Annotated in this window: 29 protein-coding genes and 1 other RNA gene; 21 read left to right on the top strand and 9 right to left on the bottom strand. The window is 63.2% G+C overall.

Annotated elements, in window-relative coordinates; genetic code table 11:
• Nucleotides 1-51 precede the first annotated feature (51 nt).
• The gene (locus tag CXR03_RS00855; protein ID WP_146070439.1) at nucleotides 52-2,055 is read right to left on the bottom strand and encodes a DUF6541 family protein; all 2,004 of its coding nucleotides are present in this window, start codon (nucleotides 2,053-2,055) and stop codon (nucleotides 52-54) included.
• Nucleotides 2,056-2,313: 258 nt separating this feature from the next.
• On the opposite strand from CXR03_RS00855, the gene CXR03_RS00850 reads away from it, so the two are divergent.
• The 3 genes from CXR03_RS00850 to CXR03_RS00840 are packed head-to-tail and all read left to right on the top strand — an operon-like array spanning nucleotide 2,314 to nucleotide 4,554.
• Entirely contained in the window at nucleotides 2,314-3,081 is a 768-nt protein-coding gene (locus tag CXR03_RS00850) for a glycosyltransferase family 2 protein (RefSeq protein ID WP_258073437.1), read from the top strand.
• Nucleotides 3,078-3,521 (top strand): DUF2304 domain-containing protein, encoded by a 444-nt coding sequence (locus tag CXR03_RS00845; RefSeq protein WP_104101340.1) that lies wholly within the window; start codon nucleotides 3,078-3,080, stop codon nucleotides 3,519-3,521. The genes CXR03_RS00850 and CXR03_RS00845 overlap by 4 nt, the downstream gene beginning before the upstream one ends.
• Nucleotides 3,522-3,528: 7 nt before the next feature.
• The gene (locus CXR03_RS00840; RefSeq protein ID WP_181034459.1) at nucleotides 3,529-4,554 is read left to right on the top strand and encodes a D-alanyl-D-alanine carboxypeptidase family protein; all 1,026 of its coding nucleotides are present in this window, start codon (nucleotides 3,529-3,531) and stop codon (nucleotides 4,552-4,554) included.
• 22 nt (nucleotides 4,555-4,576) lie between these two features.
• Here the strand turns inward: CXR03_RS00840 and CXR03_RS00835 are convergent, their stop codons facing one another.
• Nucleotides 4,577-5,461, bottom strand: coding sequence for a glycosyltransferase family 2 protein (locus CXR03_RS00835; protein ID WP_104101337.1), 885 nt, complete (start codon nucleotides 5,459-5,461; stop codon nucleotides 4,577-4,579).
• 260 nt (nucleotides 5,462-5,721) lie between these two features.
• On the opposite strand from CXR03_RS00835, the gene CXR03_RS00830 reads away from it, so the two are divergent.
• From CXR03_RS00830 to CXR03_RS00805, 7 genes are read left to right on the top strand one after another with little or no spacing between them, the layout of a single operon-like run.
• Nucleotides 5,722-6,948, top strand: a complete 1,227-nt coding sequence (locus CXR03_RS00830) for a CpaF family protein (RefSeq protein WP_104101335.1) — start codon at nucleotides 5,722-5,724, stop codon at nucleotides 6,946-6,948.
• The gene (locus CXR03_RS00825) at nucleotides 6,945-7,799 is read left to right on the top strand and encodes a type II secretion system F family protein (RefSeq protein ID WP_104101333.1); all 855 of its coding nucleotides are present in this window, start codon (nucleotides 6,945-6,947) and stop codon (nucleotides 7,797-7,799) included. The genes CXR03_RS00830 and CXR03_RS00825 overlap by 4 nt, the downstream gene beginning before the upstream one ends.
• Nucleotides 7,796-8,737 carry a type II secretion system F family protein gene (locus CXR03_RS00820; RefSeq protein ID WP_104101332.1) on the top strand — a complete coding sequence of 314 codons (942 nt, stop codon included), beginning with the start codon at nucleotides 7,796-7,798 and terminating at the stop codon, nucleotides 8,735-8,737. Before CXR03_RS00825 ends, CXR03_RS00820 begins: the two co-directional genes overlap by 4 nt.
• Before the next feature lie 26 nt (nucleotides 8,738-8,763).
• Nucleotides 8,764-8,985: a hypothetical protein gene (locus tag CXR03_RS18515; RefSeq protein WP_258073436.1), complete on the top strand. Its 222-nt coding sequence runs from the start codon at nucleotides 8,764-8,766 to the stop codon at nucleotides 8,983-8,985.
• Nucleotides 8,982-9,374 carry a TadE family protein gene (locus CXR03_RS18510; protein ID WP_258073520.1) on the top strand — a complete coding sequence of 131 codons (393 nt, stop codon included), beginning with the start codon at nucleotides 8,982-8,984 and terminating at the stop codon, nucleotides 9,372-9,374. Before CXR03_RS18515 ends, CXR03_RS18510 begins: the two co-directional genes overlap by 4 nt.
• A complete protein-coding gene (locus CXR03_RS00810) occupies nucleotides 9,358-9,834 on the top strand; it encodes a hypothetical protein (RefSeq protein ID WP_104101329.1) in 477 nt (158 codons plus the stop codon). Before CXR03_RS18510 ends, CXR03_RS00810 begins: the two co-directional genes overlap by 17 nt.
• Nucleotides 9,831-10,316: a pilus assembly protein TadG-related protein gene (locus CXR03_RS00805; protein ID WP_181034458.1), complete on the top strand. Its 486-nt coding sequence runs from the start codon at nucleotides 9,831-9,833 to the stop codon at nucleotides 10,314-10,316. Before CXR03_RS00810 ends, CXR03_RS00805 begins: the two co-directional genes overlap by 4 nt.
• A 21-nt stretch (nucleotides 10,317-10,337) precedes the next feature.
• Here the strand turns inward: CXR03_RS00805 and CXR03_RS00800 are convergent, their stop codons facing one another.
• Nucleotides 10,338-10,670 carry a hypothetical protein gene (locus tag CXR03_RS00800; protein WP_104101327.1) on the bottom strand — a complete coding sequence of 111 codons (333 nt, stop codon included), beginning with the start codon at nucleotides 10,668-10,670 and terminating at the stop codon, nucleotides 10,338-10,340.
• A 109-nt stretch (nucleotides 10,671-10,779) separates the two neighbouring features.
• Nucleotides 10,780-11,250, bottom strand: a complete 471-nt coding sequence (locus CXR03_RS00795) for a GtrA family protein (RefSeq protein ID WP_258073435.1) — start codon at nucleotides 11,248-11,250, stop codon at nucleotides 10,780-10,782.
• 241 nt (nucleotides 11,251-11,491) lie between these two features.
• On the opposite strand from CXR03_RS00795, the gene CXR03_RS00790 reads away from it, so the two are divergent.
• From CXR03_RS00790 to CXR03_RS00750, 9 genes are all read left to right on the top strand, one after another.
• Nucleotides 11,492-13,150 carry a DUF2142 domain-containing protein gene (locus tag CXR03_RS00790; protein WP_104101324.1) on the top strand — a complete coding sequence of 553 codons (1,659 nt, stop codon included), beginning with the start codon at nucleotides 11,492-11,494 and terminating at the stop codon, nucleotides 13,148-13,150.
• A 57-nt stretch (nucleotides 13,151-13,207) separates the two neighbouring features.
• On the top strand, nucleotides 13,208-14,326 hold the full coding sequence (gene prfB / locus CXR03_RS00785; protein WP_104101322.1) for a peptide chain release factor 2: 1,119 nt from the start codon (nucleotides 13,208-13,210) through the stop codon (nucleotides 14,324-14,326).
• 110 nt (nucleotides 14,327-14,436) lie between these two features.
• Nucleotides 14,437-15,210: a 3-hydroxybutyrate dehydrogenase gene (locus CXR03_RS00780; protein ID WP_104101321.1), complete on the top strand. Its 774-nt coding sequence runs from the start codon at nucleotides 14,437-14,439 to the stop codon at nucleotides 15,208-15,210.
• Nucleotides 15,211-15,338: 128 nt separating this feature from the next.
• Complete coding sequence (gene ftsE, locus CXR03_RS00775) at nucleotides 15,339-16,148, top strand: cell division ATP-binding protein FtsE (protein WP_104101319.1); 810 nt, start codon at nucleotides 15,339-15,341, stop codon at nucleotides 16,146-16,148.
• A complete protein-coding gene (ftsX, locus tag CXR03_RS00770; RefSeq protein WP_104052513.1) occupies nucleotides 16,145-17,056 on the top strand; it encodes a permease-like cell division protein FtsX in 912 nt (303 codons plus the stop codon). Before ftsE ends, ftsX begins: the two co-directional genes overlap by 4 nt.
• A gap of 53 nt (nucleotides 17,057-17,109) precedes the next feature.
• Nucleotides 17,110-18,510 carry a M23 family metallopeptidase gene (locus tag CXR03_RS00765; RefSeq protein WP_104101317.1) on the top strand — a complete coding sequence of 467 codons (1,401 nt, stop codon included), beginning with the start codon at nucleotides 17,110-17,112 and terminating at the stop codon, nucleotides 18,508-18,510.
• A gap of 42 nt (nucleotides 18,511-18,552) precedes the next feature.
• Entirely contained in the window at nucleotides 18,553-19,026 is a 474-nt protein-coding gene (gene smpB / locus CXR03_RS00760) for an SsrA-binding protein SmpB (RefSeq protein WP_104052511.1), read from the top strand.
• 84 nt (nucleotides 19,027-19,110) lie between these two features.
• Nucleotides 19,111-19,480: a transfer-messenger RNA gene (gene ssrA, locus CXR03_RS00755) on the top strand.
• 353 nt (nucleotides 19,481-19,833) lie between these two features.
• On the top strand, nucleotides 19,834-20,469 hold the full coding sequence (locus tag CXR03_RS00750) for a uracil-DNA glycosylase (RefSeq protein WP_104101315.1): 636 nt from the start codon (nucleotides 19,834-19,836) through the stop codon (nucleotides 20,467-20,469).
• A gap of 103 nt (nucleotides 20,470-20,572) precedes the next feature.
• On the opposite strand, the gene CXR03_RS00745 is transcribed toward CXR03_RS00750, so the two are convergent.
• Together CXR03_RS00745 and CXR03_RS00740 are read right to left on the bottom strand one after the other, a co-directional pair.
• Entirely contained in the window at nucleotides 20,573-20,974 is a 402-nt protein-coding gene (locus CXR03_RS00745) for a hypothetical protein (RefSeq protein ID WP_104101314.1), read from the bottom strand.
• Nucleotides 20,975-21,116: 142 nt separating this feature from the next.
• On the bottom strand, nucleotides 21,117-21,608 hold the full coding sequence (locus CXR03_RS00740; protein ID WP_104102724.1) for a DUF1269 domain-containing protein: 492 nt from the start codon (nucleotides 21,606-21,608) through the stop codon (nucleotides 21,117-21,119).
• 257 nt (nucleotides 21,609-21,865) lie between these two features.
• Here CXR03_RS00740 and CXR03_RS00735 point away from each other — a divergent pair, with 257 nt between their 5' ends.
• Together CXR03_RS00735 and CXR03_RS00730 are read left to right on the top strand one after the other, a co-directional pair.
• Nucleotides 21,866-23,575, top strand: a complete 1,710-nt coding sequence (locus tag CXR03_RS00735; RefSeq protein ID WP_104101312.1) for an alpha-glucosidase — start codon at nucleotides 21,866-21,868, stop codon at nucleotides 23,573-23,575.
• A 35-nt stretch (nucleotides 23,576-23,610) separates the two neighbouring features.
• Nucleotides 23,611-24,051, top strand: coding sequence for a DUF2568 domain-containing protein (locus tag CXR03_RS00730; protein ID WP_181032236.1), 441 nt, complete (start codon nucleotides 23,611-23,613; stop codon nucleotides 24,049-24,051).
• A gap of 8 nt (nucleotides 24,052-24,059) precedes the next feature.
• On the opposite strand, the gene CXR03_RS00725 is transcribed toward CXR03_RS00730, so the two are convergent.
• From CXR03_RS00725 to hisN, 3 genes are all read right to left on the bottom strand, one after another.
• The gene (locus CXR03_RS00725; RefSeq protein WP_181034457.1) at nucleotides 24,060-25,172 is read right to left on the bottom strand and encodes a glutamate--cysteine ligase; all 1,113 of its coding nucleotides are present in this window, start codon (nucleotides 25,170-25,172) and stop codon (nucleotides 24,060-24,062) included.
• A gap of 121 nt (nucleotides 25,173-25,293) precedes the next feature.
• Nucleotides 25,294-26,085, bottom strand: a complete 792-nt coding sequence (locus CXR03_RS00720; RefSeq protein WP_258073434.1) for a class I SAM-dependent methyltransferase — start codon at nucleotides 26,083-26,085, stop codon at nucleotides 25,294-25,296.
• Nucleotides 26,086-26,087: 2 nt separating this feature from the next.
• On the bottom strand, nucleotides 26,088-26,897 hold the full coding sequence (gene hisN, locus CXR03_RS00715) for a histidinol-phosphatase (RefSeq protein WP_104052505.1): 810 nt from the start codon (nucleotides 26,895-26,897) through the stop codon (nucleotides 26,088-26,090).
• Between the last annotated feature and the right edge of the window lie 21 nt (nucleotides 26,898-26,918).

Genomic DNA, 26,918 nt, shown 5'->3' with positions numbered 1-26,918 from the left:
GGGGGACGGCCACCGTCGTTCTGTGCAGCTGCCAGCTTTGTGCGGGCAGAGTCAGCAGCCGACTAATTCGTAGAGCCGGACGTCACCGATGCTGCTGATCAGCTTGAAGTCATCGTCGGTTTCCAGGTCATCCAGACCGGGGTAGGGGTGGTCGCCGCCGTGGACCTCCTGGTCACCGAAGTCCAGGACATACCCCACGCCGGTTGCTTCAACTGCTTCGCAGACGCCCGGGGTGTCTCCGGCGTCCTTGAGGCTGGCATCGATGATCTCCAGCTCCGGGGTGCTGGTGGAGAAAATATGCTTGTGGGTGGTTTCACGGTCGCCAAGGGCGTACGCCAGTGCTCCGCCGGTCCAGGGGTTGACGGCGATGACCGCGTCCTCGGGAGTGAGCTCGTCCAGCTCGTCAATCATTTCCAGCTCATCATTGGTGAGCAGGGAAGCTGTGTCGGTGGGGATGTAATTGACGCGCGCCTTGGCAATTTCGGTGTCCATGCTGTTGCCCTGGGTCAGGGGCAAGAGCATCAGCGCGGGAACTACGGCAATGACTGCAGACGTTGCTGCCGCGGTAGTTCGGCTCATCCGGCTGCGGCCGATGGCAGTCCCGGTGAACGCGGTGAGCGGCTTGAGAATAAGGTTCAGTCCCAGCACGGCCAGTGGAGCGGCGGCGAGCGGGAGGACAGCAGCGAGCCGCTGGGAGTCGTTGTACCAGACGCCGGTCAGGAACATGCGGGTGTTCGAGATGGGAGTGCCGGAGGACACCGCAAAGAGGGCAACGGCAACCGCAAACGAGCCGGCCACCCACAGCAGGCGCGGCTGCCGGAAGCAGGCCACGACACCCACGATCACGAGGATGCTGGCCGTCCAGGCTGCCGGCGCGCCGAGGGGGCCCAGCAGGAGTGCCTCACCCACGGCTCGGGGAACCGTTTGTACGTTGCCCCAGAACGCGTCCTCGGGGGCGGGACGGACGAGGTTCCACAACACGATGATGATGCCCCACGCGGCGGCGAACAGAACCGTTGGAAGGACGTAGCGGGCGGGTGAAGCCTTGGAGATCACCAGGTCCCGGAGGCGGAAAACGTAAGCCGAGATCAGGACCGGCAGCGCCAGAGCGATCAGCGTCATGATGCCGTTGGGGTGGGAGACGGCGATCCCGGGCAGCGACAGCACAGCCAGCAGCCAGGCGCGCGGCGCATCCAGCATCGCTGCAGGGGCCTGCTTCAGCACGATGGCACCCAGTGTCAGCCCCGCCGGGACCATCGCCAGCGACAGGAGGTTGGGATAAAGGACCCCGAAGTCCAGCAGCAGAAGAGGGAAGGCGGCGAAGCTGCCGGCAAGAATTCCGGCGCCAAGGACTGCTGCGGGAACCAGTCGGGTGAGCTGGCGGACGGCGAAGAGCAGGCTCAGCGGCCAAACGGCAGCGGCTATGGCAATGCTCACAGCGCTGACGCCCACCGTGAGGGGCGCACCCGACAACTGGATCACCAGTGCAGTCAACCCGTGCCAGGCAGCGGGATAAAACGTTGCAGGCTGATCCCCGGAGGTCATTGAATTCAGCGTCAGCGAAGACGCGTCGGCAGTTTCCAGCACATAGCGCACTGCGTTCAAATGGAAGTTGTTGTCAAAGGTCTGGGAGAAGTTCTCCGGCACGCCGATGACACGGGCAACCTGCCAGCCAATGAGCAGGAAGGCTATCAGGGCAGCGCCGGCATACTGCAGTTCGCGGGAAAACGGAGTTCCCTGCCGGGGGAGGGACTCGGGCCGCAGACGGCGCTCTGCCAGCCGGGAAAGGAAGGCGATCAGCAGGGCGGCAACGGTGGCGGCAGCAAGGACGCCAACGTTCCAGGGAAGACCGATCATGGACGCTACAATGGCCGAGACGCTGATGAGGGTGACCGTAATCAGGGGCGCCAGCGCGATCGCGTCGAAGGTTCGGATGCGAAGCACCAGCCCCACGGCAAATCCGGGGATAACCAGGATCAGCAGGGCTATCATTAGGGCGGGTGCGGCGCTAAGCCAGTCCATGTAGGAGCCTCCGGGGCGTAGACGGTGAGCCATAGGGCCGCGACCAATTCTAGCCTTTGGTGCGGTGAATCCCGGCATTACGGGTCAGCGGCACCGGTCACCGGCGCGTCCAGGCGCCGGTGCAGCGGGTCCGTAGTCGGTCGTTGCAGCACGTTCCGGGGACGCCCGATCTGCACGATGCAGCGGGGCTGCGATACTTTAGTAGGGACGCCGATATTTTCCCGGAACACAGCGGGGAAGCACCACACTTTCAGCACTACGTAGGAGTTGGAACCACTGAGCGGGCACAATATGCACGAGACAGCCTTGGACGGGCTCGGGCTCCCTATCGTTGAAGACCGTATTTTGGTCATCATGCCGGCGTGGAACGAGTCAGAGTCCGTCGGCAACACAGTGACGGAAGTCCTGGGTGCCGTCCCCAACGCCGACGTCCTTGTCGTCGATGACGGGTCCTCCGACGGCACAGCCGACATAGCAGAAGCTGCCGGTGCTACCGTGCTGCGGCTGCCGTTCAACCTCGGCGTGGGCGGAGCCATGCGGGCCGGCTTCAAATATGCCAAGAGACACGGTTATGAACGGGTCATCCAGGTCGATGCAGACGGCCAGCATGATCCCAAGGACCTGATCAACGTCGTAGACGGGCTGAAGCACGCTGACATCTCCATCGGAGCGCGGTTTGCGGACAAGGGCAGCTACGAAGTGCGCGGCCCGCGGAAGTGGGCCATGTCATTTCTCGGGTGGTCCATCTCCAAGATCGCCAAAACCCGCCTCACCGACGTCACGTCCGGATTCCGCGCGGGCAACGCCCGAGCCATCGACCAGTACTGTGAGCATTATCCGGCCGAGTACCTGGGGGACACGATCGATTCATTGGTTGTTGCCGTCAGGTCCGGACTGACAGTTACCCAGGTACCGGTGGAAATGCGGCCCCGCCAGGGCGGGCAGCCCAGCCACAACCCGGCCAAGGCGGCCATCTACCTGGCACGCAGCGGCTTCGCCCTACTCATTGCCATGTCACGCAAGAAGACCAGCGTGGGAACCGACCGGAGCGCGAAATGAACACCACACTCTTACCGTTCCTGCTTGCCCTGGCAGTGGTCTGCTGGGTGGTCCTGCTTCTGCGCCAGCGCAAGCTGAAAGAAAAATATGCCGGCCTGTGGGTCATTGTCGGCCTGCTGATCATCGTCCTGGCAGGCTTCCCGCAACTCCTGGGCTGGGCATCCGATCTGGCAGGGTTCGCTATTCCGGCCAACCTCCTCTTTACCCTGGCGATCTTCCTGGTCCTGGGCGTGTGCCTGCACCTGTCTCTGGAAATTTCGGTGGTCGAGGACGAAACGAGAGCGCTGGCCGAAGAGGCAGCCATCCTTCGAGCCGCCTTGGACAAGCTCACCGCCCGTGTCGAAGCCCTGTCTGCGCCGTCTGGCCAGGACGCGACTGCGGACGGAACTTCACCGGCGCCTCATCACGGTGACGGCCTGCAGGGACCGCGCCACGGCTAAGACGCCAGTGACCGCCCGGACAGGACCGAGGTTCTCGGTCCTGTCCGCAGCGGTTTGTGCCCTAGCCCTGATTCTGGGCGGAGCTCCTGCCGCAGTCGCCTCACCGGCAGCCCAAACAGACGCTGAGCGGGCAGAAACAGCCATCGACCGTGCGTATCAGCGGTTGGGCGGAACGGACAGCGGGCTCGGCAGGGCCACGGGGGCAGAAACCTGCGGCCTGCGCGACGGCGGCTGTTACCGCAACTATGAACACGGCGGAATTGTGTGGTCCCCGGCCACGGGCGCCCAGCCCTCGTGGGGAGCCATCCGCGAGGCCTGGGCCACGTATTCCTTCGAGAATGGCCCGCTGGGTTATCCGGTCGCCGGCCCGGCCTGCAGCGACGGTACCTGTTCGCAAAGCTTCCAGCGCGGCACCATTTCGTGGCGTCCTGCCGAGCCGGCCACAGTGGACCTGGACATCGACAACCCCAAGAACACCGCCGTCGTCGTCAATAAAGAACGCCCGCTGGCGCCGGAAGATTATGCTCCGGAGGATCTCCTGAGCGTCGATGGACAGCTTCTGCGCGCTGAACCGGCGGAAGCGCTGATGCTCCTGCAGCAGGCGGCTGCCGCCGACGGAGTGACGGTCCGGGCCATCAGCGGCTACCGTCCCTTTGAGACACAGTCAGCGCTGTACAGCGGCTACACCTCGCAGTACGGGCAGGACCAGGCAGATGCCATCTCCGCGCGGCCGGGCTACAGCGAGCACCAGACCGGACTGGCCGTTGACATTGCCGCCGCGGACGGCGCCTGCTCTTTGCAGGCCTGCTTTGCAGACACCCCGGCCGGGGCGTGGGCTGCAGAAAATGCCCATCGGTTTGGGTTTATCGTCCGGTACCCTGCCGGCGCCTCTGCCGTGACCGGCTATGCCCATGAGCCGTGGCACCTGCGTTTCGTGGGTGTCGACTTGGCCTTCGCCGTTCACTCATCAGGTGTCAGCACGCTGGAGGAGTACTTCCATCTTCCTGCTGCTCCCGGCTACCCGGCCCGGTAGCGCCACCTTCAAGCCGCCTTCGTCATCCCACGATGTGCCGGGTCATGTTCTGTGCCGTGCGCACGGAGGGATGCCGGAGGGATGCCAGAAGCACCGTCAGGGCGTTCAGCCTTGAAGTCCAGTGGAAGCGGGCCGCCCGTTCCGCTCGAGGCCAGCCCAGGTCCCGGAATCGGTTGGTTTGTTCCCGAAAGTACCGGCGCTCTTCGTCGAAGCGCCGTCCGTCTGCTGCCCGCACCGAAGAGTCCGAAGATGCATGGCGGCGGTACTGGAAGGAAACCGGGCCGTCCACCACTATGGATCCGCCGGCGGCGGCGATGTCCATCAGCAGCGCGAGGTCCTGAACAACGTCAAACTCGGGGCGGAACCCAAAATACGCAATGGCTTCCCGGCGCCAGGCCAGGGCGGGGAAATAGTGCCAGCCGGCCCGCAGGAGGCTGGCAGCCATCTGCTCACCGCCAACCAACGCCGGATACGGACCGGAGGGGGCGGTCAGGGACTTCACCGAGTCGGTAAGGGTCTTCGCCCGATGTCCCGTGCCGTTGATGATCTCCACGCCCGGCTGTGCCACTGAGGCTTCCGGATACTCGTCCAGGAGGGCCGTAACGTGCTCCAGATAGGACGGCAGCATGACGTCGTCGGCCCCCATGATAACGACCACCGGGGCCTCGGCCATGCCCAGGGCTTTCCGGTAGTTACCGTTGGCGCCGAGGTTGGTTTCGTTGCGCAGATAGGTGACGCGCGGATCCTCCAGCGACGCGAACCAGCGCTGCGGCTCCGGGTCCGGGTAGGCGTCGTCCAGCACTGTCAGGTGCCAGTCCTCGCGGGTCTGCGCAAACACGCTGCCCACTGCGGCCTTCATGAGCTCCACGTCACCGTAATAGGGCAACAGGATATCGACGGCAGGCATGCCAGGGATCCCTCCTTCCGGCGTCAGAATCCCCCTTGGGACTGATTCAAGGGTAGGAGCGGGCTTCTACCCGGACAATGCTCCAGCCGCCGGAACGGGTCCCGGGTACGAACTACCTGCTTATCCACAGTTATGAAAACACTCTCGTATCTGGACAGTGAGTCTCCTAATCTGACCCCCGTGGCCGCAATCAGGCTGCACCAGTCTCACGGCAAGGATGGCAACATCCGTCCTTTCCGTGCTTAGTCCGGGGGAAGCTAGTGGACGCCGTTGCAATTGTGGAGGATGAGGTTCGGGAACTGATCCGTCTGCGCGGCCTTGACCCCGCCAGCCAGCTCGCGGAGGTACGGCGCCTTGTCGAGGACGCGGTTACCGATTACGACGAGCGTTCCCTCCTCGGTTCGCTGCCACCGCTGGGCGCATTGGAGCCCGCCCGCCGCCGCGTCTTTGACGCCGTAGCCGGGTTCGGAGCCCTTCAGCCGTTGCTGGATGACCCCACGGTGGAGGAAGTCTGGATCAATTCACCCAACGAGATCTATGCGGCACGTGACGGACGGTCGGAGCTGACCTCTCTGGTGCTGTCCGCGGACCAGGTGCGGGACCTCGTGGAACGAATGCTCAAGAGTTCAGGCCGCAGACTGGATCTTTCCTCGCCGTTTGTTGATGCATCATTGCCGGACGGCTCACGCCTGCACGTGGTGATCCCGGACATTACCCGGCGTCACTGGGCGGTCAACATCCGCAAATTCATTGCCCGCGCCAGCCGGCTGGAGCATTTGGTGGAACTGGGGACCCTGACACCGCAGGCGGCAAGGTTCCTGGGTGCCGCAGTTGCCAGCGGCCTGAATGTCCTGGTGTCAGGAGCAACGCAGGCCGGGAAGACCACCATGCTGAACTGCCTGGGCGCTTCCATTGGCCCACGGGAACGCGTCGTCACGGTTGAGGAAATCTTCGAGCTGCAGCTGCCGCTGCGGGACGTGGTGGGGTTGCAGTGCCGGCAATCCAATCTGGAAGGTGTCGGAGAAATCCCCTTGCGCAGACTCGTCAAAGAAGCTCTGCGCATGCGCCCGGACCGCCTCATTGTTGGTGAGGTTCGGGAAGCCGAAAGCCTGGACATGCTGATCGCGCTGAACTCGGGTCTTCCCGGAATGTGCAGTGTCCATGCGAACAGTGCCCATGACGCGATCACGAAAATCTGTACGCTGCCGCTGTTGGCCGGAGCTAACATTTCCAGTGCCTTCGTGGTGCCCACCGTGGCGTCCTGCATTGATCTGGTCATCCATTGTGCCCGCAACGCTGCCGGCAAGCGCCAGGTAGTGGAGATCATGGCGCTGGGCAACAGGGTGGAGAACGGCGTGATCGAAGCGTCATCCATTTTCCAGCGGACCGACGGGCGGCTGGAAGTGACGGCCGCGTCCATGCCGGCACCGGAGAAATTTGCCCGCGCCGGCTACAACGTGGCCGAATTGCTGGAAGTGCGGCCATGAGCGCCGCGGCAGGACTGCTGCTGGGCCTTGGACTGTTCCTGGTATGGCGGTCCTTCTGGGTGGTTCCGCCCGTGCCGGTCCGGCGTCCGCGGAGCAGACGGCTGGAGGATGAACTGCTGCAGGCAGGAATCCAGCGGGTAACTCCGCGGGCAGTAGTAGGGTCCAGCGTCGCCGCGGGACTGCTGGTCGCGCTGCTGGTGCTGGCCGGCACAGGCGCCGTGCCCATTGCCGCCTGCTTTGGCCTGTTCGGTGCCGGCGTGCCGCTCTTCCTGATCCGTTGGCAGGCGCGGAAGCAGCGAAGCTCACGCGCGGAATTGTGGCCGGATGCCGTGGATCACCTGCGGTCAGCCATCCGGGCCGGGTTGTCCCTGCCGGAGGCGTTGATCCAGCTGGGGGAGAACGGTCCGGAAGAGCTGAGGCAGCCTTTCCGTGAGTTTGCAGCCGATTACCGCTCCGGAGGACAGTTCGATCACTCCCTGACACGGCTGAAAGCCACCTTGGCGGATCCGGTGGCAGACCGCATCGTCGAAGCACTGCGCCTCACCCGCGAGGTGGGAGGCTCAGACCTTGGACGTCTACTCGGCACCTTGAACGAGTTCCTGCGGGACAACGCGAGAACCCGCAGCGAACTTCTGGCTCGCCAGTCCTGGACAGTCAACGCTGCACGGCTTGCCGTCGCCGCCCCATGGATCGTGCTGATTCTGCTTGCCGCCCGTCCGGAAGCCGTTGCCGCCTACAACACTGCCGGCGGGGCAACCGTGCTGGCGGCCGGCATTGTCATTTCCGTGATTTGCTACCGGCTCATGCTTCGAATCGGGGCGCTCCCCGAAGAAGAGCGGGTGCTGCGGTGAGCGCGCCGTGGTTCCTGGCCGTCGCCTTGGGTATCTCCCTGGGGACCTCCCTCTGGTTTGCCGTCCTGCGGGTGCCCTGGCTCCGGCCCGTGACATTCAGCGAACGGATTGCTCCGCAGCTGCGCACGGGCGGTCAGGGATCCCGCCTCCTGATTGTGCCGGCAGGCGACCTCACGCCGTTCGGCCCGCTGCAGCGGATCCTGCGTCCGGCCCTGCACCTGGCAGTTCGCCGGCTCAACCGGATCAACCCGGTCACCCGGGACCTTGAACGCCGTCTGGAACGTGCGGGGCAGGGCCTGAGCGTGCTGGATTTCCGGGCCGAACAGGTGTTGTGGACAGGCGGAGGTTTCCTGTGCGGCGGCATGGCTTCGGTGTGGTTGGCCAGCATGGACCGGTTAGGCGTGGCCGGTGTCATTTTCGGCACCGTCATGGGGGCAGTCCTGGGGTTCATCCTCCGCGACTACCGGTTGAGCTCCCAGATTTCGAGCCGCGAGACCCGTATGCTCGCCGAGTTTCCCAGCCTGGCGGAGATGATGGCCCTTGCCGTGGGCGCCGGAGAAAGCGCCAACGGTGCGCTTGAGCGGATCGCCCGCACAGCCCACGGTGAACTGGCCGGGGAGTTTGCCCGCATCCTCGGTGAAACCCGTTCCGGAGTGCCGCTGACCAGCGCGCTGCAGCATTTCTCGGACCGGGTCCGGCTCGCACCGCTGTCCCGGTTTGTGGACGGCTTGACTGTGGCGATTGAACGCGGCACCCCGCTGGCGGACGTCATGCGGGCACAGTCCCAGGACGTGCGGGACCTGGCCAAACGCGAACTCATGGAAAGCGCCGGAAAGAAGGAGATCGCGATGATGATCCCTTTGGTTTTCGGGGTCCTTCCGCTGACAGTGCTCTTCTCGATTTTCCCCGGTCTTTCCCTCCTGGGAATCGGACTCTAGGACAACCCCAATGAAAGGAACATCCCATGCGCACCATTCACGCACCGCGGCTCCTGCTTCTGCTCGGCACCTCGCTGATCGTCCGTCTTGGACAGACGCTCAGGAGCGAGGACCGCGAACGCGGCGACGTCCCCGGCTGGGTCATGATCACCCTGATGTCGGCCACCCTGGTCGCTATGATCCTGATTCTGGCAGAAGGAGCTCTCCGCGACATGTTCAACGCGGCGATCTCCAAGGTCAACCCCTGACGGTCCCGCCTCCCGGCGCCCACAACCGGGAATCGGGATCAGCCGTAGTGGACTTTGTCATGGTCGGCGCCCTGGTGACTCTGCTGTTCATGTCGATCATCCAGCTTGCCCTGGTCCTGCATGTGCGCAATACGCTGATTGACGCAGCGGCTTCCGGTGCGAGGTACGGCACGCTGGCTGACCGCACCCCGGCCGACGGCGCGCAGCGCACCGCAGAACTGATCGGGCTTGCACTGAATGACTCGCTGGCGGAAAACGTGACGTACGAGGAAACGACGGTCAGCGGCGTCCGGACACTGCAGGTCACGGTTCGGGCTCCGCTTCCCGTGATCGGTTTTTTGGGCCCGAGTGACGGGTTGGAGGTGACCGGTCATGGATTCTGGGGGTAGGAGCGAGCCGCAGCAGATCTATGCCGCAGCCGGCAGCCGTGAAGAAGGCAGCGGTGAAGAAGGCAGCGCGCTGGTGGAGTTCATCTTCCTCGGATTGGTGCTGCTGGTGCCCGTGGTCTATCTCATTGTCACGGCCGGGCAGGTCCAGGGCGCAGCGTTTGCCGCAGTGGGCGCTGCTGAAGCGGCTGCGAGGGTGTACGTGGATGCGGAGGACCCGGTCAGCGGCGAACAGCGGGCCAGGGCGGCGGCTGAGCTGGCGTTCACTGATTTCGGGTTCGAGCCGGAGGAAATGCTCTTGGACATTTCCTGTTCGGCAGAATGCCTGGCAGCGGGGTCGACGGTGACCGCCCTGGTGCGCTTTGACGTTCCCCTGCCGCTGGCACCGGGAATTCCGGGAATGGATTTTGCGCCCGTGACTGTGGACTCGTCGTCCACCCAGATAGTGGAGCGCTACGGATGAGGCGAACTGCGGATGCCGGCGCACCAACGGGTGGCCAACGGTTCCTACTTCGGGGAGAGGAAGGCCAAATCGGCGTTCTGATCATCGGTTACATGCTGGTGAGCCTGCTGGTGGTGTCGGTGGTCATGGGTGCCTCTGCCCTCTATCTGGGACACAAGAAACTGCTCTCCGCAGCGGACGGAGCCGCGCTCGCGGCCGCCGACACTTTTTCGCTGGGGGATGTTGCCGCGCCGGGGGAGGGACCGGCGGCTGTGCTGGCCCCGGGAGCCGTCCAAGCCGAGGTGAACCGTTATCTGTCACTGACGGACGCCGCAGAACGGCTTCCTGGTCTGGCCGTTGACTCTGAGACCGGAACTGCTGACGGCCGCACCGCCAAGGTTGTGCTGACCGGCGTCGTGCATCCACCGCTAGTGAATTTTCTGGTGCCGGACGGAATTCCGATCACCGCGGTGAGCGAGGCAAGGGCGCGACTCAGCCAGTAGCCGCAGGATAATCCAGTGCGGCTAGGACGCTTTGGCCTGGACCTCAGCGGCGGGCGGGTGGCCCCAGCCGCCGTGGTCAACGTCGAGCAGTTCGCCGTCTTCTCCGTAGCACAGGGTCACCGGCTCGCCGTACTGGTCGCACTCCGGATCGGGACAGCGGTCCGTCAGTGAGCCCTTGTACTCGTTGGAGAAGGACAGGTCCCACTCGTCCATCTTTCCCAGGGCCCAGGGATCACCTTCGGCGGCCAGCGCCTCAAGCTCTTCCAGGGAGTATCGGCGCCCCGATTCCGGGTGGCGGACGGGCAGGGATTCAACGTCTTTGGCGGCTGTCTTCGTTGCGTTCCGGTTGCTCACATTTGGCTCCTTCGGCATGTGCTGACAGTTCTAATTTACTTCGATCCTCCGGGAAAGCCTGAAAGCGGGAGGGTGCATGTCGGGCACCGGACGGGCGGTGGACAACAGTTCAGGGGAGGCGGTTCCGGACACCCGGCCCGTGGGCATCAGGCTCGACAGGTGCAGTCGAAACGGCTGCGGAGGCCGCAGCGTCGGACTTTGCGGCGGGGAAGATCCAGTACTTGTAGATGAAGAAGTTCCACACCATCGTGAGTGCGGTCGAGACCACTTTGCCAGCGGCGTATGTGAACTCGGTTTGGGCGAACAGCAGCACAATCGCATCAGTGGCGAGGATGTTGAACACCACGAGCGTCCCGTACTTTGCGGCGCTGACGTGACCCTTGTTCGTGGCTTTAAAGGTGTAGATGCGCTGCATCAGGAAATTGAACACCAGGCTGGTGATGAAGGCGACGGGCGTGGCGATCCACAGAGCAACCCCTGCCGCCTCATGCAGGATCATCAGCAGGCCCAGATCGATGGCGAAGGAGAGTCCTCCGACAATAAGGAACCTGACGACCCGGTGCCTCAGAAAAGTTCTCACCGCCAAGTTCACGCGGTGCATTCTGCTTTGAACCATTGCATCTTTCTGACTCGCCAAACCGGATCTGATCCCTCCACGGACCGGCAAACAGACCTCTGGAGTGCACTAAGACTAACGCCTGCCCGGAAATTCGCTGAACCGAAGGGGTGACCCTGTGGCCAAGTAGACTGGACATCCTCAAAGGCGTCGGCTCCCAGCGCCGGGGTCGACCGGACCATTTCACTGAGTAGGACACCGACGAATGAATGTGCTGCACCGCCGTGCGCGCCCACTGCCCTTTACCGGGCGGCTTTTCCTTCCCCTGGCCTTCCTGGTCCTCGCCGCGCTGTCTACCCTGTGGGCGCTGGCCTCTCCGTTGATGGCAGTGCCGGACGAGCCGGCGCACGCCATCAAGGCAGCGTCTGTGGTCCGCGGCGAGCTTCTCGGGGTGTCCGGCGGCGAGCAGGGTGATCGGGCCACCGTTCAGGTTCCGGGCTATATCGCCAGCCTCCCGGCGCAGGCCTGCCACGCGTACGACGGACGGATCACCGCCGACTGCGCCCCCGTGGTCGATGCTGATGACACGGCACTGACAGCAGCCGAAACGAGCGCGGGCAACTACAACCCGATGTACTACTTCCTGGTGGGCTGGCCCTCCCTGTTCATGTCAGGTGCGCCGGCAGTGTATGCCATGCGTATTGTCAGCGGACTTATCGGGGCTGCCTTCCTCGCGGTGTCGCTGGGTGCTGCGGCGCGCCTCCGCCGCCCCCGGTGGCCCGTGGCCGCCGCGATCGTTTCGATCACTCCCATGGTGCTGTTCCTGAACGGGTCGATTAATCCCAATGCCCTGGAAATCGTCACTACAGCCGCGCTGTTCCTAAATTTGTGTGTTGTCCTCGAGAACAGTGCGGCGCTGAGGTCAGTGCGGAGCAACATCGTCCTGGTGGGAGTTTCAGGGGCCGTACTCGCCAACACCCGTTCGCTGTCACTGGTCTGGCTGGCCCTGGCCGTAGTTGTTCCGCTCATCATGTACGGGTGGAAACCGATGTTCGCCATCCTCCGGAACCGGCTCGGCATAGCCATGACCGCCCTGATCGGTGTTGGTTGCGTACTGGGCCTCCTTTGGGTGCTTCAGGCAGACAGTCTTAAGAGCCTGACCGGCCGTCCCGTGGACCTGAGCCGGTGGGACGCGGCCCAGATCATGCTGGATCGAAGCTTCGATTACGTGTCCGGTTACATCGGCTATATGGGATGGCTGGACACACCTCTTCCCTCGGGCGTCTACATTTTCTGGCACGCCGCCATGGGAGCAGTCCTGCTGATGGGGCTGGCAGCCCCCAAGCGGCGGGACCGGCTGGCAGTACTGGTTCTGGTGGCCGCGGCCATAGCACTGCCGCCCATCCTTCAGGGACAGGTTATTGCGCAGCTTGGCTGGATTTGGCAGGGACGCTACCTGCTGGCCGTCATCGTACTGTTGCTTCTGGCCTGCGGCGTAGCCTTCCGCACTGTTCCCTTCCCCACTGGCCCGGTAGCCCGCAGGGCCGGGGCATGGCTGCTCGCCGGCACGGCTGCGGCGCAGCTCTACGCTTTCATTTACGTACTCCGCCGCTACACAGTCGGGCTGGAGGAGAGTATCCGCTGGGCAGGCATGTTCAAGGACACGGCATGGCAACCGCCGTTCACGTGGCCGGTGCTCGTCACACTGTATGCGCTGGTGCTGGCCGCCGGCGCCGTCCTGGCCCACCGGGCGCTGTTCCGGCCGACGCCCGATCCCGCTGCGGCGGCGGACGCCGACGGCGGGTCAGGTGCGGAAAATCCTGTTGCGTCGCCGCCGGCAAACGCGAGTCCTGCTGTGGGCTTGCTGGCAAATTCTGCCGGGACCGCCGGGCGGCACCGTGAACCCGGCGGCGAGGGGCACTAGCCCGGACGTAATGCCCGGAGGCGGTCGGCAGGGCGCATGGCGTAGGCTGTAAGAACCATGGCTGAAATTGATTTTCCCGCGGAGATCCGCGCCCTCAGGTCCACTTTTGCTTCCATCGAGGAGGTCTCCGATGTAGCCAAAATCAAAGAGGACATCGAAGAGCTCAGTGAAATGGCCGGCGTTCCGGATCTCTGGGATGATCCGTCCGAGGCGCAGAAGATTACTTCGAAGCTCTCGCACCGCCAGTCGGAGTTGGAGCGCCTGGAGAGAATCCAGTCACGCATCGATGACCTCGAGGTGCTGGTGGAACTCGCCCAGGATGAGGCCGATGCCGACTCCAAGGCCGAAGCCGTGACGGAACTGGAATCACTGCGCAAGTCCCTGTCCCAGCTCGAAGTGGTCACCCTGCTCTCCGGTGAGTACGATGCCCGCGAGGCCGTGGTGACTATCCGTTCCGGCGCCGGGGGAGTGGATGCGGCCGACTTCGCCGAAATGCTGCTGCGCATGTACCTGCGCTGGGCCGAACGCCACGGCTATCCGACCACGGTCCTGGACACGTCCTACGCCGAAGAAGCCGGCCTGAAATCGGCCACCTTCGAGGTCAAGGCCCCCTACGCCTTCGGCACGCTGGTGGTGGAGGCCGGCACACACCGCCTGGTCCGTATCAGCCCCTTCGACAATCAGGGCCGCCGCCAGACGTCGTTTGCGGCAGTCGAGGTGATCCCGCTGATCGAGCCCACTGACCACATCGAAATCCCGGACAATGAGATCCGCGTGGACGTCTTCCGTTCCTCCGGCCCGGGCGGACAGTCCGTGAACACCACGGACTCGGCTGTGCGCCTGACCCACATCCCCACCGGGACGGTGGTCTCCATGCAGAATGAAAAGTCGCAGCTGCAGAACCGCGCCGCGGCCATGCGCGTGCTGCAGTCCCGCCTGCTGCTGCTGAAGAAGGAACAGGAGGACGCCGAGAAGAAGGCGTTCGCCGGGGACGTCAAAGCCTCCTGGGGAGACCAGATGCGCTCCTATGTGCTCAATCCGTACCAGATGGTTAAGGACCTGCGCACTGAGCACGAGGTCGGCAACACCTCAGCGGTGTTCGACGGCGAGATTGACGACTTCATCGACGCCGGCATTCGCTGGCGCGCCCACGGGAGCGTATCCGCCCGGAAGTAGCGCAAGACCGGCCCGTTCGCGGGGGAAGCTCGCGAATTCGCGGGTCGGATGGCATGATGCTGGCCTAGAGGCTGGGCGGACGGCACAGCCCGGGTTCAGGGGGCGGTTTCGTGGCAAGTGCGGGCAGGCCGGGCAACGGCGGCGATCTCAGCGGTCTTCGGGCGGTAGTCACCGGTGGAGCCGGCGGCATCGGAGAGGCATGTGCCCGGCAACTTGCTTCCCAGGGTGCCAAAGTCACTGTTGCTGACATCAACGGTGAGGCCGCCGGCAGGGTTGCAGACGACATCGGCGGCGCGTTGTGGCAGGTGGACCTGAGCGATACCGCCGCGTTGGACGAGCTGGAGCTGGACACGGACATCCTGGTCAACAACGCCGGAATTCAACGTATCGCCGCTATCGAGGACTTCGATCCCGCAGCGTTTCGGCTGATCCAGCGCCTAATGCTCGAGGCGCCGTTCCTGCTGATCCGGGCCGTGCTCCCGGGTATGTACGCCCGGGGTTATGGCCGCATTATCAACATTTCCAGCATCCACGGGCTGCGGGCTTCGGCTTTCAAGAGTGCCTATGTCAGTGCCAAACACGGCTTGGAAGGGTTGTCCAAAGTGGCAGCTCTCGAAGGCGGTCCGCACGGAGTAACTTCCAACTGCATTTGTCCCGCCTACGTGCGCACCCCTTTGGTTGAAGCCCAAATCCAGGACCAGGCCAGAATTCACGGAATTACTGACGAAGAGGTACTCTCTTCGGTTTTACTGACCGAACCGGCGGTGAAGCGATTGGTCGAGCCGGCTGAAGTGGCTTCCCTCGCCGGCTGGCTGGCGGGTGCAGACGCAGGCATGGTCACTGCAGCCTCCTACACTATGGACGGCGGATGGTCCGGACGGTGAGCGTCTGACGGCGACACACCGGCCCTAATCGCCGTTTGTGGAGGGAACCGCCGATATAGTCGAACAGCCGGCGCCCTTTTCCCAAACCAAGGCCCGTGTTCCGGCCGATTGATGGGCGCTAAGCAGACATGATCACTTTCGACAACGTCACAAAGGTCTACGACCGCAATTCCAGGCCGGCACTGAATTCCGTGAACCTCGAAGTGGACCGCGGCGAGTTCGTGTTCCTGGTCGGGGCATCCGGGTCCGGCAAATCGACCTTCATCCGGTTGGTCCTCAAGGAGGAGCACGCGTCCCGGGGCACCGTTTACGTGGCCGGGTCCAACGTGGCGAAAATCCCCAGCTGGCGCGTTCCGCGCCTGCGCCGGGGAATCGGCGTCGTTTTCCAGGACTTCCGCCTGCTGCCGAACAAGACGGTCTTTGCCAACGTGGCCTTTGCCATGCAGGTGATTGGACGCAGCCGGGCCGTTATCCGCGATTCCGTTCCCGAGGTCCTGAAAACCGTGGGCCTTGAAGGCAAGGACAACCGCTTGCCGCACGAGCTCTCCGGCGGTGAGCAGCAGCGGGTGGCCATTGCGCGCGCCATCGTCAACAAGCCCGGAATTCTCCTTGCCGACGAGCCCACGGGAAACCTGGATCCCACCACATCGCTGGGGATCATGAAGGTCCTGGACCGGATCAACCAGAACGGAACCACCGTGGTGATGGCCACCCACGATGACGACATCGTCAACACGATGCGCAAACGCGTGGTTGAGCTGCACCACGGAAAGATAGTGCGCGACGAGCGTGAAGGCATCTACCTGGGCGCCCCCCAGACACAGCAGGGACCTGTGGTCCCGCAGCCCGCAGTCATCAAGACCGCCGACGGTGTCAAGGCCGACGGCGTCCGTTCACCACGCGGGACCGGCGCGGCCGGAACGGGGGACATGGAATGAGACTGGCATTTGTCCTGGGCGAAATCGGTTCCGGCATCCGCCGAAACCTGTCCATGGTGGTCTCCGTCATTCTGGTGACCTTTGTATCCCTCACCTTTGTCGGTGCTGCCGGACTCCTGCAGCTGCAGATCGGCCAGATGAAGGGGTACTGGTACGACAAGGTGCAGGTGGCGATCTTCCTCTGCGGAGACACTGTGACCACCGCCTCCTGCGCAGCCGGTGCAGTGACGGATGAGCAGCGGGAGGCCATTGAAGACCAGCTTCAGTCACCGGCTTTCTCCCAGTACGTGGCGTCGGTTGACTATGAGGACCAGGCGACGGCGCTGAGCCATTTCCGTGAGCAGTTCGCCAACTCTCCGCTCGTTGATTCCGTGACGGCTGAGCAGCTGCCCGAATCCTTCCGTGTATCCCTGGTTGATCCGGAAAAGTACGAGGTTATCGATGAAGCATTCTCGTCGATGCCCGGCGTGGAGACCGTCAGCGACCAGCGTGAGCTTTTGGAGAAGGTCTTCTCGTTCATGAACATGGCGTCACTGATCGCACTCATTATTGCCTCGGTGATGCTGGTCTGTGCCATTCTGCTGATCGCCACAACCATCCGCTTGTCTGCCTTCAGCAGGCGGCGCGAGACCGGTATTATGCGGCTGGTGGGAGCATCCAAGGCCGTCATCCAGCTGCCGTTCATCTTGGAGGGAGTCATCGCAGCCGTCATTGGTGCCGTCCTGGCATCGGGTACGCTGTGGGCAGTGGCGCACTTCTTTATCGGTGCACTTGCCGAGGCCTACCCCGCGACTGCGTTCATTTCCGCGCAACAGGTACTGGTCTTGAGCCCTGTTCTACTTGTTATCGGGGCTTTGCTGGCCGGAGGATCCTCGCTACTAACGCTTAGACGCTACTTAAAGGTTTAGAGTGTTGCACACTTTGAAGAGAAAGCTGACAGACTCCATGGACGGTTCCATCAATGGTTAGTGCCCAGCCGGCAGCGAGGCCGGTCCTGCGCAAAACCACCGCAGGCGTGGTTGCCTCCGCCGTACTCGCGATGACGCTTGCTTTCAGCGGAACCGCCTCTGCTGACGAACTGGATGACCGCAAGGCAGCCATCGAGGCCGAGCAGCAGAAGGTCCAGGAAACGTACGAGTATCTGGATGCCGAAACCAGCAGGAAGGTCGCCGAGCTGGCGATCTACCAGCAGCAGCTTCCCGGAGCCCAGCAGGCCTTGGCTGATGCTGAAGGCAGGGTTTCTGCAGCTGCGGGTAAAGTCAGCGCGCTCACCGACCGGGTTGCCCTGGCGCAGGAGACCCGCAACACCATAACTGCCCAGATCCAGCAGGATCAGGCGGCCATGGATGACACCGAAGAAGTGATTGGCCAAATCGCGGCGCAGGCTTACAAGAGCGGCGGGGTGCCCTCCAGCTTTTCGCTGATGCTGGGAGCAGACGGTGCGGACAGCCTGACTGATTCCATGGGCCTGGCGGAACAGGTGCTGCGCAACCAGAACGCCGCCATGCAGCAGCTGTCCCAGCAGAACGCCACCAACGTGAACTCTGAAGCTCGCCTCGCCGCGGTTGAAGAGGAAATCTCCAACCTCAAGGCGCAGGCGGAAGCGGCACTGGTGCTGGAACAGGAAGCCAGAGACTCCGCTGCGGCTGAAAAGGCCAAGGTGGATGCCCTGATCGAGCAGACCGCGGCAGCGAACGCTGCTCTGGAAGCCCGAAAGCCGGTTATCCAGGCGCAGCTCGCTTCCCTGGAAACGGCCAAGGCCAAGGCAACGGCCGATATCGCTGAACGCCAGCGCGCCCTCATTGAGAAGGCACGCAAGGAAGAGGAAGCCCGGATCGCCGAGGCGAACCGCCGAGCCGCGGAAGAAGCGGCACGCAACAACCGGCCGGCGCCTGTGCCTGAAGTGCCCTCCGTTACGCCTACCAATCCGTCAGCCTTCGGCCTGAGCCACCCCGTGCAGGCCTCCATTTCCTCCGGGTTTGGTTGGCGGGCCACACCTCCGGGCAGCATCGACTTCTTCGGCACCGGCGGATACCTGCACTCAGGAATCGACTTCGCCGCCAGCTGCGGTACGCCCGTCTACGCTCCGGCAGTCGGCGAGGTCTACCGCGCCGATCAGGGCCAGCCCGACGGCATGATCGGAACCGGCAACCGCGTGGTCATCGACCACGGCGTCATCGGAAACAGTGCCCTCGCAACGAACTACTACCACCTGACCAGCTTTGTGGTCTCCGTCGGCCAGTTGGTCAATGCCGGCCAGCTCATTGGCTACGTCGGCACCACCGGCAACTCCACGGGCTGCCACCTGCACTTCGAGACTGTGCTGAACGGTGCGCTGGTTGACCCCATGGGCCTGCTGTAGGCCTACAATAGAGTTTTCCGTTTATCGACAAGGAGTTCCCCCGTGCCCAAAGAAAGTGGCCGTAAGGTTGTGGCCACCAACCGCAAGGCCCGGCACAACTATGAAATCCTCGATACCTACGAGGCCGGCATGGTTCTGATGGGTACCGAGGTCAAGTCACTGCGGGAAGGCCGCGCGTCCCTGGTGGATGGCTTCGGCACCTTCTACAACGATGAGCTTTGGCTCGAGGCAGCCTATATCCCGGAGTATCTCAACGGGAGCTGGACCAACCATTCGGCCCGCCGGCGCCGGAAACTCCTGCTGCACCGGGAGCAGCTGGACAAGATCATGCAGAAGACACGGGAATCCGGGTTTACCATCGTTCCGCTGCAGCTGTATTTCCTGGACGGCCGGGCCAAGGTGGAGATCGCCGTGGCGCGCGGCAAGCGAGACTATGACAAGCGCCAGACGCTGCGCGAAAAGCAGGACAACAGGGAAGCCCTGCGGGACATGCGGGAGAAAAACCGCGGCGCCTGACCCGCTTCGCTCATGGGCTACACTTAACGCACCGGTCCGGTTCATGGTCCGGTTTGAAAAGTACATATGGGTTAGCAACACATTGGGGATGACAGGTTTCGACGGTGTTAGTCGAGACAGGTGAAGCGGGCCGAGGATACAGGGTTATCTCGTAAACGCTCCTTGTAAAACAATAAGTGCCGATTCAAAGCGCACTGACTTCGCTCTCGCTGCCTAAGCAGCGGGCATAGTCCGTCAGCCCGGGAACGCTCTCGTCCCGGATCCTGGCGTCATTTAGAGGGCCACTGCTGAACATGCTCGCCGTTGGCGTGTTCGGGACTCTTAGACGGCTGGGCCCGGATCAGCTGCTTGTCTGCATGACAGCTGGGGCCGAGAAAATCCACCGCAGACTGCGCCCGGAGAAGCCCTGACAACACGACATCGGACGGGGGTTCAATTCCCCCCATCTCCACCCAATAGTAAAAAGCAGGGAAGCTGCCACAGGCAGCTTCCCTGCTTTTTGTTTTAACGACTTGTTTCTCCCCGCCGTCGGGCGATTAGCCGGACTGCGGGGAGTTCTTGGTCACAGCACCCCGGTTTTTCAGTCCCCGGTCTGCAGAGCAGGGAAGGAGGGACCACAGGAATTGCTAGACTGGCAGGAGCCGGAAACCTGTTGCCAGGAACCGCGTCCGGCCTTCCGCTGTCGGCGGTCGTGAATACCGCCGCCTCACGGCGCTGCGGGATACGGCAGCATCCGCCCGTACGCGCTCCGTCCGGGCACATGAGCTATAACCGGTCGATACGACCCTGTAGGAGACGCACCACCTTATGCAAAGCCTGGACAATGGAACACAATCCGAAGAACTCTGGAACCGTCGCTATGACGACAACGTAGCCGAGGTAAATCAGCTCTGCGACTCACTCAAAGCGCTGAAGCCCGGCACCGAGGTGCCCTACGTTGATCCCATGCACGACGTGGGCGACACCCGCATTGTGAGCCTTTTCTCCAATATCGGCACGGCCCATCCATCGGGCTTCATCACCGCGGGCGACGACGACGCCGTTGCCCGGCTTCTCGGAGTCCACTGGCAGGTGGGGCTCCGGCCGGAGTACGTCATGCCGTGGAACACTTATCCCTGGTACGTTCCCGGCGAGCCCAACGGCAAACTGACCAAGGAACAGATCCAGGAAGGGCTCAAGCCTCTGCTGCGCTTCCTCGCCCTGGTGCCGCGTGCCTCAGCCATCGTGGCCCACGGCACTGAAGCACAGCGCCTGTGTGCAGCCTTCCTCAAGACTGAGAACCGGATGATTTACCGGCGCAGCTTCAAGATTTACAAGGCCCGCTCTGTTGACGGCCGCGCGTTTGGGGCAACGGCGGAACGTCAGGAAGAAGGCTTGGCTGCCATGCGGATCGCGTATAAGGACGCTATGGCACGCACCGGTTTGGCCATCCCAGGGAACTGAGACTCTCGCCGGTTTTTCAACCCGGTACATAAAAAACCAGGTGCGCCGCGGGGCGCACCTGGTTTTTTGATGTCTGGAAGTTTTGGGGCCCCGCCCCTGAAGATCAGTGGCTGACGGGCGATTCCGTGCAGCCGGGAACCTGATCCGCCGGCACATGAACATATCCGGTAAAGCGGGTGCCGATGCCGTCATATTCGCCGCGCGCATGTCCGGCCGGCACCGCGGGAAGCTCGCGAAGGGCATGGTCCGCACATGCCAGGAAGGAAAAGTCCGGCCACCACTTCTTTGGCCGGGCGTTTTCGCGGTAACCGCACACCACACACTCCAGCTCCACCCATACGGGGCGTTTGCCCGTCCGATTGGCGCGTGACTGGATCAGCCAGGCAGGGGGATCAGCTTGCAGGCGGTCCAGTTCCTCTTCGGAGAGTCGGGCGGGGATTCCATGGCGGGTGGCCATTTCAAGCGGAATATCTAGGGCAAGTGCAGCTTGGCGTCTGGTAATCATCCCCATTAACGATACGGGAACCGGGGCCGGCATGCCGCGCAGGGGCGGAGATGCGTGAAGACCGGACCGTCCCGTCGGACAATCCGGCCTCCACGAATTGGCTCGGCGCAGTCATGCTGTCAGCCTGTTTGCGCCGAACGAATTAGTCAGCGAACGCCTGGCGCAGGTTGGCTTCCTGCTCCTTGGAGAGGTTGGTGAAAATCAGCTTCGCGTCGGGGAAGCTGCTCTTGAAGGCCTCCAGCACCCGGTCCTCCACAGCGTTCGAAGTGAGGACGAACAGTGCCGAGGTTCCCGGGGTGACTTCGCTGCGAACCTGCTTAATGAAGTTGTCGTCGATCCCCACGTCAACCATAGAAGCCGAAAGTGCACCAACGGCTGCGCCCACGACCAGACCGATGAGTGGAATGAAGAAGATCAATCCAAAGAGGAGGCCCCAAAACCCGCCACCCAGAGCGCCGGCTCCCACCAGATGATGTTCCTGATGAGTGCTTGGCTTCTTCTTGTCCTCGGGCCAGGTTACGTAGGCCTCGTCCTCGACACTAATCAAGCCCTGTGACTGCAGGCTGGACAGTGTCTCGGTTGCCTGTTCCGCAGAACCTGAATCCGGAAATTTCCATACGGTCAGTGTTGTCATCGCGTTGTCTCCAAACGTGGGGATCCAGAAATCGTCCACCATAAAGGGACGAAGTAGCGCCCACACTAACGACGCCGGAAAGTTGGGGGCAAGGAAATCGTCCTGACCGGGTGAGGACTGGGGGAGTGTGTCCCGCAGCACTGTCAGACCGGCCGGGGCCGACGTAGAATGCACGAACCCGCGTGTCCGGATCACTTCTGTGTCCGGCCTGCTGCGGGCCGCACGCGACAGCGGCGGGCCAAGTGAAAGGCGCCAGCATGAGCGATCCTGACCGTCCTGCATGGTGGACCAACGCCGTTGTCTATCAGGTCTATCCGCGCAGTTTCGCGGACAGCACCGGAAATGGAACCGGTGACCTGGCCGGAATCACAGCGCGGCTGGATTACATTGCCGAACTGGGCGTAGACGTTATTTGGCTCTCGCCCGTGCACCAGTCCCCGCAGTTCGACAACGGCTACGACATCAGCAACTACCGCCGGATCGACGCCATGTTCGGCTCCGAACAGGACTTTGACGATCTGCTCGACGGCATCCATGCCCGGGGTATGAAACTCATCATGGATCTTGTGGTGAACCATACCTCCAGCGAGCATGAGGCCTTCCGCGAATCGTCCCGTTCACGGGACAACGCGGAACGCGATACCTATTGGTGGCGTGATCCGCGGCCCGGCTTTGAACCCGGAGAACCCGGGGCGGAACCCAACAACTGGGGCTCACACTTCAGCGGATCCGCCTGGACCTATGATCCGGGAACCAAACAGTATTATCTGCACCTTTTTACCCCGCAGCAGCCGGACCTCAATTGGGAAAACCCCAGGGTGAGGGAAAGTGTCCACGCCGTGATGAACTGGTGGATCGACCGGGGCGTCGACGGATTCAGGATGGACGTCATCAACTTCATCTCCAAGGATCCGGCGCTGCCCGACGGCGTAGTGGAGCCCGGCGGCGTATGGGGTGACGGGACGCCGTATTTCACGTCAGGTCCCCGGATCCACGAGTTCCTGCGTGAGATGCGCAGGGCGGTGTTCGCGAACCGCACCGGGGACTTCCTGACCGTGGGGGAGACGCCCGGGGCAACCGTAGACCAGGCGCTCCTGTTCACTGATCCGCACCGCGGAGAGTTGGACATGGTTTTCCAGTTTGAACACGTCAGCCTTGACCAGAGCCCCGGAAACAAGTGGGACTACCGGGAACTGGACCTGAGAGATCTGAAAACAAGCTGGAACCGTTGGCAGCGGGGACTTTCCGCAACGGGTTGGAACAGCCTGTACCTGGGAAACCATGACCAGCCGCGGCAGGTGTCCCGGTTCGGAGATGACGGGAAATACCGCTACGAGTCGGCAACGCTTCTGGCTACCCTGCTGCATCTGCACCGTGGAACCCCTTACATCTATCAGGGTGAGGAACTCGGAATGACCAGTGCCGGGTTCACATCCATCGATCAATACCGCGACGTGGAATCTCTGAACTACTACGCCGATGCACTCAGCCGCGGATCCGATCCGGACGCAGTCCTGGCAGCGCTTGCCGCCATGAGCCGGGACAACGCCCGCACCCCCATGCAGTGGAGCAGCGAATCGAACGCCGGGTTTACCACCGGAACGCCCTGGATACCGGTGAACGCCAACTTCCGCCACCTCAATGCCGAGGCGGATCTGGCCTCGGAGAAGTCCGTTTACCGCTACTACCAGAAGCTGATCCGCCTGCGGCATGACTCCGCAGTGGTTTCGCTCGGTGATTTTCATTTGCTGGACCCGGAGCATCCCACCCTCTATGCATTCCGGCGCAGCCTCGGCGACCAGCAGTTTTTGGTTGAGTGCAACGTCTCCGGTGCTGTGCTGGAGCTGCCTTCCAACCTCGGCAGCGGAGACCTGATCCTGGGCAACTATGACGAAGCCGGTGAGACGCACTGGCTGCGCCCATGGGAGGCACGCATCTTGGATATTTCCACGTACGAGTTCGGGTAGCCGGATTCTCTGCTGCTGGGGCTAAAGTTGCTTCTGTGACAGAGGACGAGACATCCCGGACCCGCACCGCAACGAAGCCCGCAGGTGAGGGCCGCTCCCGACCGTGGACATTAATTGTCCGGCAGGTGCTGGCCTTCGCCCTGGAAACAGCTTTCCTCTTTGCTGTTACGTACTGGGCCATTACCGCTTTTCCCTCGCACCGGGCTCCCGCCGCTGTTGTTGCACTGGCACTGTCGGTTGTCCTGTGGAGCCTCGTACTGGCACCCCGCGCCAAGAACCGGTTGCCGTGGCCGGCGCTTCCACTGGTAGCCGGCGGTGCCTTTCTTGCCGGTGCAGGCGCACTTATGGTGAGCGGTCTGGCCTTGGCTGCCGTGCTGGTTGCAGCGGCTGCCGTTGTGAACCTGGTGTGGGACCTTGCTGCCGGTTACCCGGCTGTGGCTTCGGCACCGCGTCGTTCCGGCCGGCGGGCCAAATAAACCGGTTGTCAGGACGCCGTCAGTGATGTTGCAAAGAGCGGCCTGAGCGCCGCAAAGCCACCGTGGCGTACCGCCTCCCGCTGCCGCTGCGAGCCGGTTCCCGCGGACAGTACGTGCGCCACACCCGCCCGGACAAAGGAATCATCGCCTGACTCCTCAAGGGCAGGCCGAATATAGTCCAGCAACGCGCCCACCTGGGCGGGGGCAGCACGGCTCAGATCACCGCCGTTAGGTCCGTGATCCAACAGGTTCCCCCGCAATCCAAAGCGTGCAGCCTGCCATAGCCCGGCATCAAGGATTTCCGGATCGGCCAGCGTGTCCGGGCCGCCGTCAACGCTGGCAGTCTCCTCGGACAGCGCGGTGCTTACCAGCCCGCGGGCAACGAGGGCCAGCAAAACCGCGTCCCGTGCCTCCAACTGCGTATCGGCCACCCGAATCTCGATGGTGGGAAACCGGTTGGAAAGGCGGGCAATCCAGCCGACGTGGCCGGAATCAAGCACAATGTCTGTTGCCATAAGTTTGGCCACGCGCGCGTCGTAGTCCGCCGAACTTTGGAAATACGGCGGGCACCCCTGCACCGACCAGCGGCGGTACTGGACAAGCCGCCAGCTTGCAAAGAGGGTGTCCCTTCCATGCCAATAGGGAGAGTTCGCGCTGATGGCCCCAAGAGTGGCCAACCAGGGGCGCAGGCGGTTGAGGACTTGGACGCCCTCTTCCCGGCTGGGAATGGCAACATGGACGTGCGTTCCGTTCACATAGTGCTCATCGGCTACAGCGCCGGCCATGGCACCCATGTCCTGATAGCGTTCCGTGCCGCTCACAACGGCCGGGGAGGCCTCAACCAGAGGAGCTGCTCCGGTGGGCGCGACGGCGAGTCCGGCAGCTGCCGCTGCGTCCTGAAGGCGCCCGCGGAAATCTAGCAGGGAGGTGAGAGCTGCGTCCCGGTCGCTGCAGATGGGAGTGGAACTCTCGACCTGGCAGGCCAGAAATTCCGCGGAACTGGTAAGACTGACGCCATCGCCGGGGATCAGCGCCGTGATCACCTCACCGGCACGGGAGCTGGGCATTTCGCTGTCAGGGTTGACGAGCAGGAATTCTTCTTCGATTCCAAAGGTGACCACGTGCGTGCCCCCGTTCCGCAGCAGAGTATGTTGCTGGATAAGTCCGGGCACCCATCGGAGCCGGAGGCATCAGACTACATGCCGCGGGGTCTCGGCGAACAGATACTACCTGAGCTGTTAATCAGCCCCCGGACAGCACCATCCGCCAGGAGAGCGTCAGATAGGGGAGCTCCAAGGTTTGCCCTGGACGGTATTCCAAATGTTCGAACAGGTACCAGGCCAGGTTCGCCATCACCTTGTCCCTCACCGGTCCGCCGGCGCTGAGGTAGTAGGAACGGGACTTGGCGAGCTCCATCAGGTCCTCGGGGGTCATCTGCTGCGACCACCGGGTGACGTGGGAATCATCAGGGGTGAACTCGGGCCCGACAACCGGCCGGAATCCGGGTTTCAGGACGTCTCCGGCATGAATGATGCGCGAATAGCGGTGGACCCAGGGGACGCTGACGTCCAGCTGGTTCCAGACCAGCCCCAGGATTCCGCCGGGCCGGAGAATCCGTGCCAGCTCGGTACTTGCTGTGATGGGATCGCACCAGTGCCAGGCCTGTGCCACAGTGGCGGCGTCCATGGAGGAGGAGGGAAGTCCGGTGGCCTCAGCAGTGCCCTGTAGGACAGGTACTCCGGGCAGCATCTGCTGCAGCTGGCGGAGCATGTCGGCGGAGGGGTCGACGGCGGTGGGCCGGTAGCCGGCGGCGGCCAGGGAACGTGTGTACTTGCCGGTGCCGGCCCCGATGTCGGCCACACGGGCGCCGGGCCCGGCAGCTGCGCTCCGGGGCCCGGCAAACAACCACTGGACCGCTTCGGAGGGGTAGCCGGGACGGATGCGGTCATAGTGTTCCCCGCCGTCCTCATAGCTGCGTGCCAGTTCCTGCCGGCGCAGAGCTTCCAGCCGGGGGCCGGACCTTGACGGGGCCACGGTCAGAGCAGGTCGTCCAGCGCCGGGTTGAGGCGGCGCAGGACGTCACTGTGCAGCGCACCGTTGGTGGCCAGGGCGTTGCCCCCAAACGGACCGTCTTCACCTTCCAGGGAAGTGAATCTGCCACCGGCTTCGGTAATGATGGGGACCAGCGCCGCCATGTCATACAGGTTCAGTTCCGGCTCGCAGGCAATGTCCACGGCGCCCTCGGCAACCATGCAGTAGGACCAGAAATCTCCGAATGCCCGGGTGCGCCAGACCGATTCCGTCAGCCCAATGAACTCGTCAAAGTTGCCGCGTTCCTTCCAGCCTCCGAGGCTGGAATAGGACAGCGAAGCATCTGAAAGTTCGGAAACGTTGGACACCCGCAGCCGGGTGGCGGAGGCGAGGGAGCGTCCCATATAGGCGCCGGTTCCGGTGGCGGCCCACCAGCGCTTGCCCAGCGCCGGTGCACTGACGACGCCCAGGACGGGAACGCCGTCGTCGACCAGGGAAATCAGGGTGGCCCAGACGGGGACGCCGCGGATAAAGTTCTTGGTGCCGTCGATGGGATCAATCACCCAGCGGCGCGGCCCGGAGCCGGTGGAGCCAAACTCTTCACCAAGGACCGCGTCCCGGGGGCGGGCACGGGAGAGCTGCCCGCGGATGGCATCCTCCGCAGCCTTGTCGGCGTCGGTGACGGGCGTCAGGTCCGGCTTCGTTTCAACTTTCAAGTCAAGGGCCTTAAAGCGGGACATCGTCTGATCGTCCACGGAATCGGCCATGACGTGGGCGAGTCGCAGGTCATCGTTGTAGTTCTGGGCGAACGGCATACTGTTCAACTTATCCTTATT

The organism is Arthrobacter sp. 08Y14 (assembly GCF_002929455.1).
Lineage (GTDB): Bacteria > Actinomycetota > Actinomycetes > Actinomycetales > Micrococcaceae > Arthrobacter_B > Arthrobacter_B sunyaminii.
Note: the sequence above shows the minus strand (reverse complement) of the source record. Positions and strands in the feature narration are given on the sequence as shown.